Origin of the sequence: Amnimonas aquatica, assembly GCF_002943415.1 — a bacterium.
In the GTDB taxonomy this organism is placed as follows: domain Bacteria; phylum Pseudomonadota; class Gammaproteobacteria; order Pseudomonadales; family Moraxellaceae; genus Perlucidibaca; species Perlucidibaca aquatica_A.
Genome location: NZ_PTQZ01000067.1, coordinates 1 through 8,011 on the forward strand (window position 1 = coordinate 1; position 8,011 = coordinate 8,011).

An 8,011-nucleotide genomic window follows, 5' to 3' on the forward strand; every position below is an offset into this window, starting at 1 on the left:
ATTGAGCACGCGCAGGCCGCGCAGGTCATGACCGCCGTCATCCGGCCGGCCGGGCTCGCGGCTCGTCGCGGCGCGATCGCTCATGCCGGCGCCTGCGCTCCGTAGACCGCCGCCAGGATCTCGCCGGCGCCGGCCGCCAGCAGGCGCTCCGCCAGCGCCTCGCCGAGCGCCTCGGCCTGCGCGGCCGGGCCGGCGACGGCAGCCTCGATCAGGCGGCTGCCATCGACGCTGCCGACACGGCCGCGCAGGCTGATCCGGTCGCCAGCAAGCGTGGCGTAGCCGGCGATGGGCACCTGGCAGCCACCCTGCAGGCGGGTGTTCATGGCGCGCTCGGCGAGCACGCAGGTGGTGGTGCCGGCGTGTGCCAGCGGCGCCAGCAGTGCACGCGTCAGGGCGTCATCCAGCCGGCACTCGATGCCCACCGCGCCCTGGCCCACGGCGGGCAGCAGCAGGCCGGTGTCCAGCGCCTCGCGGATGCGCTCGCTCATGCCGAGACGGATCAGTCCGGCACTGGCGAGAATGAGCGCGTCATATTCGCCGGCATCCAGCTTCGCCAGCCGGGTATTCACATTGCCGCGCAGGTCCTTCACCACCAGGTCCGGACGGGACCGGCGCAGCTGGCACTGGCGGCGCAGGCTGGAGGTGCCGACCACGGCACCGGTCGGCAACGCGGCCAGGCTGTCGTGGCGGTTGCTGACGAAGGCATCGCGCGGGTCTTCGCGCTCGCAGATCGCGGTCAGGCCCAGCCCTTCGGGAAAGGCCATGGGCACATCCTTCATGGAATGCACGGCGAGATCGGCGCGGCCCTCCAGCATGGCCAGCTCCAGCTCCTTCACGAACAGGCCCTTGCCGCCGATCTTGGCCAGCGGGGTATCGAGGATCTTGTCGCCGCGCGTGACCATGGTCACCAGCTCGACGCGCAGGCCGGGATGGTGCGCGCGCAGGGCGTCGGCCACGAAATTCGCCTGCCAGAGCGCAAGCGGGCTCTGCCGCGTGGCGATACGCAGGCAGTCGGGATAATCGGCGGGGACAACGGTCATGAAAACCTCGGGGCTGGCCACTGCGCGCAGTGTAACCAGCCCCGGGGGATGTGCAACGGCCCGATGGTCGCGGCCGCCGGCGGATGCGACTCAGACGCGATGCAGGGTCTCGCGCAGCTCCGGCAGGTGACGGCGGCTGACCACCAGGCGCTCGTCGAGACCGCGGATGCGCACGCGGTACTGGCCGGTGGCCACGACCTCCAGGCCTTCGAGGTAGGTCAGCGACAGCAGGGCGTTGCGGTGGATGCGGATGAAGCGGTCACCGAACTCCTCCTCCAGCTCCTTGAGCGTTTCGTCGATCAGCACTTCGCCATGCTCGTGGCGCACGGTGACGTACTTGTGGTCTGCCAGGAAATAGCGGACCTCGTCGATGGGAATCAGCTCGATGCCGCGGTGCGTGCGCGCGGTGATGTGGCTGCGGCTGCTGGTGCGCTCGCTGCGCGTCGGTTGCTGGCGCAGGTTCTCGAGCTGCAGCTGGTTTACGCGGCAGGCACGCGCCAGCGCTTCGCGCAGGCTCTCGCGGCTGACCGGCTTGAGCACGTAGCCGGCGGCCGGCACCGAGAACGCCTCCAGGGCGTGCTCGTCGAAAGCGGTGCAGAAGATGATGGCGGGCGGCGATTCGCGCTGCGCGAGCTGGCGCGCGCAGCTGAGCCCGTCCATGACCGGCATGCGCATGTCCATGAGGACAATGTCCGGCTCGTACTCGGCCACCAGGCGCAGGGCCTGCTCGCCGTGCTCGGCCAGGCCGACCAGTTCGTAACCGCCAATATCCTCGAGCAGGCGCACGAGGCGTTCGCGGGCAAGGCGTTCGTCGTCACAGATGATTACGCGCGGTTTCATTCCTCAACCTCTCTTTTTCTTGTTGTATCCGCTTCAGTGCGGTTTTCTTTCCATGCGTCCCGAGCCGCGAGGATAGCTCAGGCGTGTCACGTAGTAGCCGTTCTCCTCGGCCGCCTGCAATTTCGCCTGCGGACCGAAGCGGGCGCGCAGCCGCTCGGCGACATTGCGCATGGACATCTGGTTGCCGGTGCGGCGCTCGCCCGCGGGCAGGGGGTTGCTCAGCAGGACGGAGACCAGATCGTCCGAAATATGAACAGCCAGCATAATGTCGCAGCGTACGGCCGAAAGTTCAACACCATGGCGAATGGCATTTTCCAGCAAAGGCTGCAGCGTCAGCAGCGGGATACGCACGCTGCCGGCATTCTCCGGCACCTGCCAGTCGATGTGCAGGCGGTCGCCGAGGCGCAGCTCCTCGATGTTGGCGTAACGCCGGCACAGCGCCAGCTCCTCGTCGAGGCCGACATCGGCGGAGTCGCGCAGGCTGGCGCGGAACAGCGTGGCAAGGTCCTCCACCGCCTGCTCGGCCTTGTCGGGATCGATGGCGATCAGGCTGGCGATGATGTTCATGGAGTTGAACAGGAAGTGCGGCTGTATGCGCGCCTGCAGCGCCTCCAGCCGCGCCTGCAGCGCCGCCTTCTCGCGCTCGCGCAGCTGCGCCTGCAGGGTCAGGTAGCGCATGAACAGGCCGGCGAACAGGCCGCTGATGAGCAGGTGCCGGAAAATGGCCGAGTACTCGTTGCTCACGAACGAGAGCATGGGCAGGCCGAGCTGGTCGAGCAGGGCGATGCCGGCCAGGCTGAGCCAGACCAGATTGACCAGGATGATGGTGATCACCGAAGCCGCCACGGCCAGATGGCTCCAGCCCGCCATGCGCCGGCGCCAGCGGCAGATCAGGAAGAAGCTGACCGCCATGACCGCGCCCGACAGCCCCAGCAGCAGCAGGAAGTCCCAGACCGGGAACGGCCACAGCTCGGGTGACTGCGCCACCAGCAGCAGCAGGGAGATGAGCACCGCCAGCCCGGCGATACGCCGGTGCGACGACCTCGAGCAGAAATCCGGCAGCCAGAAATCGCCGTGGGCGGCCTGCGCTTTGTCGTTGTTGTCATGAGTCAGGGGCATGACGGCAGTGTGCCCGCCCGCAAGGCCATCGGCAAGACAACCGCGGCGGCCCTCGCGGCGCGCCGCCATGGCCGGGATGGCAGGCGTCGGGAAGGGGCAAGCTGATATATAATGCCCGCACATTTTCCAGACCCATCGCGGCGGCCCGTCCGCCCGTGCCGAACAGGTTCATCCATGAGCTCCACGTCGTCCTCCATGTGGGGTGGCCGTTTCTCCGAGGCCACCGACCAGTTTGTCGCCGAATTCACCGCCTCGGTGCAGTTCGACCAGCGCATGTACCGCCAGGACATCCGCGGCTCGATCGCGCACGCCACCATGCTGGCGCGGGTCGGCGTGCTGAGCACGGAAGACCGCGACCTGATCGTGGACGGCCTGGGGCAGATCCTGGCCGAGATCGAGGCCGGACAGTTCGAGTGGCGCGTCGACCTCGAAGACGTGCACATGAACATCGAGCACCGGCTCACCGAGCGCATCGGCATCGCCGGCAAGCGCCTGCACACCGGCCGCAGCCGCAACGACCAGGTCGCCACCGACATCCGCCTGTACCTGCGCGATGAAATCGACGCCATCCGCGCCGAGCTGAAGCGTCTGCTCACCGGCCTGATCGACCTCGCCGAGCGCGAAGCCGACACCATCATGCCCGGCTTCACGCACCTGCAGACCGCGCAGCCGGTGACCTTCGGCCACCACCTGCTGGCCTGGTTCGAGAACCTCAAGCGCGACGACGAGCGCCTGACCGACCTGCGCCGGCGCGTCAACCGCATGCCGCTGGGCTCGGCCGCGCTGGCCGGCACCACCTACCCGATCGACCGCCGCATCACCGCCGAGCTGCTGGGCTTCGAGGCCATCAGCGAGAATTCGCTGGATGCCGTGTCCGACCGCGACTTCGCGATCGAATTCACCGCCGCCGCATCGCTGATCATGATGCACCTGTCGCGCTTCAGCGAAGAGCTGGTGCTGTGGGCCTCGGCGCAGTTCCAGTTCGTCGATCTGCCCGACCGCTTCTGCACCGGCTCGTCGATCATGCCGCAGAAGAAGAACCCGGACGTGCCCGAGCTGGTGCGCGGCAAGAGCGGCCGCGTCTTCGGTCATCTCATGGCGCTGCTGACGCTCATGAAGGGCCAGCCGCTGGCCTACAACAAGGACAACCAGGAAGACAAGGAACCGCTGTTCGACGCTGTCGACACCGTGCGCGGCTCCCTGCGCGCCTTCGCCGACATGGTGCCGGCGCTGCAGCCGCGCCGCGATGTCATGCGCGAGGCCGCCCGTCGCGGCTTCGCCACCGCCACCGACCTGGCGGATTACCTGGTCAAGCGCGGCATGCCCTTCCGCGATGCCCACGAAGTCGTCGGCAAGGCCGTCGGCTACGGCGTGCAGAGCGGCAAGGACCTCGCCGACATGTCGCTGGCCGAGCTGCAGCAGTTCTCCGACGTCATCGCCGATGACGTGTTCGCCGTGCTGACACTGGAAGGCTCGGTGAACGCCCGCGACCACATCGGCGGCACCGCGCCGGCCCAGGTCCGCGCCGCCGTGCTGCGCGCCCGCGACCGCATCGCCTGATCCCACGCATCCCGGAGACTCCCATGCGCCTGCTTACCGCCATCACCCTGTCCGGCTCCCTGCTGGCCCTGTCCGCCTGCGCCGGCCTCGGCGGCAGCAATACCGGTTCGGCCAGCGGCTCGGCCACTGCCAGCACCAACAGCTCGGTCGCCACCCAGAGCCAGACCCAGCAGTTCATCGCCGCCGTGGAGAGCAAGCGCGGCACCGCGCTGACCGCCGCCGAGAAGATCCAGCTGCAGGGCCTCGCCGGCGCCACCAAGCTGGGCCTGAACAATGCCCAGAGCGGCTTCCTGGACAAGATCGGCGCCCAGGTCGGCCTCGACGGCACCGTGGTCGCCGCCCTGTTCCCGCAGGCCGGCAAGCCGGTCAGCGAAAGCAGCGTGGTCTCCAAGCTGGAAAGCAAGCTCGGCAAGAAGCTGACCAGCGCCGACCAGGCCGCCGTGAAGGCCGCCACCTCGCTGCGCAACAACTCGGTGGGCGGCCTGAAGTCGACCCTGGCCAGCAACATCGGCAGCCGCATCGGCATGGACGCGTCCGTGGTCGAGTCGCTGCTGCCGCTGCTGGGCTTCTGAGACCCGCCAGCACCTGAGAAGTCCGGCCGGACGGCCGCGGAGAAATGACATGAGCCTGCCTGCGCCCAAGGTCACCGTCGGCACCCTCGACGCGCCGCTGCTGTTCGGCTACGACCGCTACTGGGCCGAGTGCTACGGCACCGCGCCGTTCCTGCCCATGTCGCGCGCGGAAATGGACCAGCTCGGCTGGGATTCCTGCGACATCATCATCGTCACCGGCGACGCCTACGTCGACCATCCCAGCTTCGGCATGGCCATCATCGGCCGCCTGCTGGAGGCACAGGGCTTCCGCGTCGGCATCATCGCGCAGCCGGACTGGCAGTCGGCGGAACCGTTCCGGGCGCTGGGCAAGCCGAACCTGTTCTTCGGCATCGCCGCCGGCAACATGGACTCCATGATCAACCGCTACACGGCTGACAAGAAGATCCGCTCCGACGACGCCTACTCGCCCAACGACGAGGGCGGCCGCCGCCCCGACCGCGCCAGCCTGGTCTACGCCCAGCGCGCGCGCGAGGCCTACCCGGACGTGCCGCAGGTGCTGGGCGGCATCGAGGCGTCGCTGCGCCGCATCGCGCACTACGACTACTGGCAGGACAAGGTTCGCCGCTCCATCCTGCTCGATGCCAAGTCCGATATCCTGCTCTACGGCAACGCCGAGCGCGCCGTGGTCGAGATTGCCCACCGGCTGGCGCGCGGCGAGCACATCCGCGACATCACCGATGTGCGCGGCACCGTGTTCCTGCGCCGCGACACGCCGGAAGGCATGTTCGAGCTGGACTCGACCCGTGTCGATGCGCCGGGCCGCGTCGACCGCATCATCAACCCGTACGTGAACACCGCCGACCTCGACAGCTGCGAAGTCGAGAAGCAGAACGGCGGCGGCGCGCGCTTCGCCGGCGCCAGCTTTTCCGACGCCACGCTGGCCATGCCGACGCCCGAGGAACTGGGCGTGCCGGTGGAGGTCGAGACCGGTGCCTGGGGCGACTTCGACGAGCTGCCGGATGACACCACCGTGGTCACCCTGCGGCCGGCCAAGCAGAAGCTGCCGCCACGCGACCAGACGGTGATCCGCCTGCCTTCCTACGAGAAGGTCAAGGCCGACCCGGTGCTCTACGCACACGCCAACCGCGTGCTGCATCTGGAGACCAACCCGGGCAACGCGCGCGCGCTGGTGCAGCGCCACGGCGACAACGATGTCTGGCTGAACCCGCCGCCGATTCCGCTGACCACGGAGGAGATGGACTACGTCTTCGACCTCCAGTACGCCCGCGTGCCGCACCCCAGCTACGAAGGCGCGCGCATCCCGGCCTACGAGATGATCCGCTTCTCGGTCAACATCATGCGCGGCTGCTTCGGCGGCTGCACCTTCTGCTCCATCACCGAGCACGAAGGCCGCATCATCCAGAACCGCTCCGAGGACTCGATCATCCGCGAGATCGAGGCCATGCGCGATGTGCCGGGCTTCACCGGCATCGTCTCCGACCTCGGCGGCCCGACCGCGAACATGTACCGCCTGGCCTGCAAGTCGCCGGAGATCGAGGCGCACTGCCGCAAGCCGTCCTGCGTGTGGCCGGGCATCTGCGACAACCTCAACACCGACCACTCGCACCTGGTGCAGCTCTACCGCCGCGCCCGCGACCTCAAGGGCGTGAAGAAGATCCTGATCGGATCCGGCCTGCGCTACGACCTCGCCGTGCGCTCGCCGGAATACGTGAAGGAGCTCGTCACCCATCACGTCGGCGGCTACCTGAAGATCGCGCCCGAGCACACCGAGGAAGGCCCGCTGTCGAAGATGATGAAGCCGGGCATCGGCAGCTACGACCGCTTCAAGCAGATGTTCGAGAAATTCTCGAAGGAGGCGGGCAAGGAGCAGTACCTGATCCCGTACTTCATCGCCGCGCATCCGGGCACGACGGACGAGGACATGATGAACCTCGCCCTGTGGCTGAAGCGCAGCGGTTTCCGCGCCGACCAGGTGCAGACCTTCTATCCGTCGCCCATGGCCACCGCCACCGCCATGTACCACAGCGGCAAGAACCCGCTGCGCAAGGTCACGCGCGACTCGGAGAGCGTCGACATCGTCAAGGGCGAGCGCCGGCGACGCCTGCACAAGGCCTTCCTGCGCTACCACGACCCCAACAACTGGCCGCTGCTGCGCGAGGCACTGAAGGAGATGGGCCGCGCCGATCTGATCGGCAACGGCAAGCACCAGCTCATTCCGATCTTCCAGCCGAAGGCGGACGGCCAGTACGCCAGTCCGCGCAAGAAGAACTCCAGCGCGGGCGAGGGCGTGTCGGTGAAGGTGCAGCACCAGAAAGGACAGCCGCAGAAGAAGCCGGCACCACGCAAGGGCCAGGTGCTGACCCAGCACACCGGCCTGCCGCCGCGCAATGACGGCAGTCGCCCCGGCCAGCGCCGCGGCCGGCCATCCTCCGGCCGCTGAAACAGCCACGCCCGGGGCCGTCCGGGCGGCGCCAGCCGGCGGCAAGCCTCATAGCAGCCGGCTATCGAAAATTCACACAGAATCGATTGGCCCGACAGGGCCTGCCGGCGCTACCGTGAAAGCCTGATCCACCCCTTCACGCATACACAAGGGAGGCTTTCACCATGACCAGACAGGACATCGCCCGCCGGCTGCAGGATCTGTCCGCCGCCTTCGCCATGGCCGCCTGTGGCGGCGCCGGGAGGACAACACCATGCGCTTGATCCTCATGCTCTTTCTGGTGCTGGTCGCACGGGCCGAGCACGACCTGGAAGCCGGCGCCGCACCAGCCTGAGGTGCGCCTCAGGCCGTTGCCAGCGCCTCGGCAACGACCCTGAGCACGCCAGCATCCAGCGGCTGCGCAAAATGCGCGCAGTTGATCTCGACATGCCGGGCTT

The 8,011-nt window shown here is 68.2% G+C and carries 6 protein-coding genes; 3 read left to right on the forward strand and 3 right to left on the reverse strand.

Translation table 11 applies throughout. The annotated features are described in order from the left end of the window. Positions 1–80 precede the first annotated feature (80 nt). The 3 genes from hemC to C5O18_RS04210 all read right to left on the reverse strand — a co-directional run bounded on the left by hemC (position 81) and on the right by C5O18_RS04210 (position 2,999). Complete coding sequence (gene hemC, locus C5O18_RS04200; protein WP_105191742.1) at positions 81–1,040, reverse strand: hydroxymethylbilane synthase; 960 nt, start codon at positions 1,038–1,040, stop codon at positions 81–83. A gap of 90 nt (positions 1,041–1,130) precedes the next feature. Next, complete coding sequence (locus C5O18_RS04205) at positions 1,131–1,880, reverse strand: LytR/AlgR family response regulator transcription factor (protein WP_105191744.1); 750 nt, start codon at positions 1,878–1,880, stop codon at positions 1,131–1,133. Positions 1,881–1,913: 33 nt separating this feature from the next. Then, a complete protein-coding gene (locus C5O18_RS04210; RefSeq protein WP_158249263.1) occupies positions 1,914–2,999 on the reverse strand; it encodes a sensor histidine kinase in 1,086 nt (361 codons plus the stop codon). A gap of 174 nt (positions 3,000–3,173) precedes the next feature. Here C5O18_RS04210 and argH point away from each other — a divergent pair, with 174 nt between their 5' ends. The 3 genes from argH to C5O18_RS04225 are packed head-to-tail and all read left to right on the forward strand — an operon-like array spanning position 3,174 to position 7,574. After that, positions 3,174–4,559: an argininosuccinate lyase gene (gene argH / locus C5O18_RS04215; protein WP_105191747.1), complete on the forward strand. Its 1,386-nt coding sequence runs from the start codon at positions 3,174–3,176 to the stop codon at positions 4,557–4,559. Between the two features lie 23 nt (positions 4,560–4,582). Continuing rightward, the gene (locus C5O18_RS04220) at positions 4,583–5,131 is read left to right on the forward strand and encodes a hypothetical protein (RefSeq protein WP_105191749.1); all 549 of its coding nucleotides are present in this window, start codon (positions 4,583–4,585) and stop codon (positions 5,129–5,131) included. A 49-nt stretch (positions 5,132–5,180) separates the two neighbouring features. Next, positions 5,181–7,574: a YgiQ family radical SAM protein gene (locus C5O18_RS04225; RefSeq protein WP_105191751.1), complete on the forward strand. Its 2,394-nt coding sequence runs from the start codon at positions 5,181–5,183 to the stop codon at positions 7,572–7,574. The last annotated feature ends 437 nt before the right edge of the window (positions 7,575–8,011 follow it).